The 1,370-nt window shown below is 61.2% G+C and carries 3 protein-coding genes; all 3 read left to right on the top strand.

What is annotated here, in order from left to right; genetic code table 11:
- Positions 1-601 (top strand): hypothetical protein (locus NFX52_RS30140; RefSeq protein WP_238385520.1); only part of this gene is annotated, 601 nt, incomplete at its 5' end.
- Between the two features lie 119 nt (positions 602-720).
- Positions 721-912, top strand: a complete 192-nt coding sequence (locus NFX52_RS30145; RefSeq protein WP_013397101.1) for a hypothetical protein — start codon at positions 721-723, stop codon at positions 910-912.
- A gap of 11 nt (positions 913-923) precedes the next feature.
- Positions 924-1,136 carry an antitoxin VbhA family protein gene (locus NFX52_RS31230; protein WP_353848510.1) on the top strand — a complete coding sequence of 71 codons (213 nt, stop codon included), beginning with the start codon at positions 924-926 and terminating at the stop codon, positions 1,134-1,136.
- The last annotated feature ends 234 nt before the right edge of the window (positions 1,137-1,370 follow it).

The raw sequence follows: 1,370 nt of genomic DNA on the forward strand, positions 1-1,370 counted from the left end.
AAGTGTACGACGGCCGTTGAGCGGGCCTAACTTGGCGTATTTCGGTCGATCAGCAAGGCTGCAAGCCGCGCCCGGAAAGGGTTCGCGCGGAAAACGCACCAATTTGCACGAAAAGTACGATCACCCCAAGATGAAGTGCGATCATCCGACACAGAGCGCCATCCGACAAATCGAGCAGGCACTTCAGGCTCGTTGTGCATGGGATTGGCCAGCAACGAAGGAGCAAACGATGATCGGCTGGTGGATAGTTGTCGCAGCTCAGACACCCGAGGAGCGTGACCAGGCGGTGGACCGAAGGGCGGCCGTTCTCGCGAACTGGGAGGTCGGACCCGGCGGCATCGAGTGGCTGCATCAACTCGTGAAGGCGGGGTCGGCGATCCAACTCTCCTTCAGCGGCTACCCGAACCGCTACACCGCCAAAGCCAGCGATGTGCTGCCGCTGCTTGCTGACGGACCGCCGGCGCACAGGGGGCCTGCCATCATTGGCGATGACTATGTGATGCCCCCGAACTGGAAGGGCAATTTGATCTTTCACGCAGAGAAGATTGCCGCTTGTCCTCCCAATCAACTATTGACCATCGACGCTTGGGATCAATCGTGATCGTCCAGCTCGGAGCCAAGGCCCGGCACGGACTTTTCTGATCACGGCATTTCGCTCCCAGGTCCCGTCGACGAGACGACCGTTCGCATTGTGCGGCGTGACGTTCCAGGAGGAAAATCATGAGCATGACCAAGAAAGCAAGTCAGATGAAGGTGCCTCGCCCCGTTTCGCTGCCGCGGGGGCGCGGCATTTCTTCCCGGCCACGGATCGAGGAGCACGCACTGGAGAACCTGCTTAAGCGGTTCGATCCGAAGCTGCACGGTGGAGAGGTGATGGCTTGGCGTCCTGTTGGGGTTGAGGTGTTGCCGTGACCACGAAGGAGGTGCGCGGCGATGCAATTGCCCAGGCCCTTGCAAACACGCGGATTGCGGGCCATGAACCCAAGCCACGATTTCTGGCGGACGTTGCAGCGGTGGTTGCCGGCACGATGACATATGACCAAGCTGTACGTGCCAGCGCGGCAAGGGCTCGAGGTCGCAATGGATCGGAGCCGCTCCCGGCCCTACGCGGTATGGAGAACCGATCACCCGAGTGATCGGCAGGGGGGCCGATCCCGCGTGATCGGAGCAGCCTGCATAAGCAAGACGTCTTTAATGACTTTGAGGCTTATGAGCTAAAACTGGCCGTATCCCGGCTTAGCCTCGTCAGCGAGGCGATCCAGGACTTGGTGGGCCGCCTAGCCGCCCGCGTCAACGAGGAAGCGGAAGAGCGGGTCACCGTGGCGCAGGCCAAGCACGCCGAGCAGGTGACCCAGCACCAGCAAGCCGCC

This window comes from Acidovorax facilis (assembly GCF_023913775.1).
GTDB lineage: Bacteria > Pseudomonadota > Gammaproteobacteria > Burkholderiales > Burkholderiaceae_C > Acidovorax > Acidovorax facilis.

Bases quoted from the DNA above. Each gene is read 5' to 3' on its own strand.
- NFX52_RS30145 (WP_013397101.1), top strand. From the start codon at position 721: ATGAGCATGACCAAGAAAGCAAGTCAGATGAAGGTGCCTCGCCCCGTT.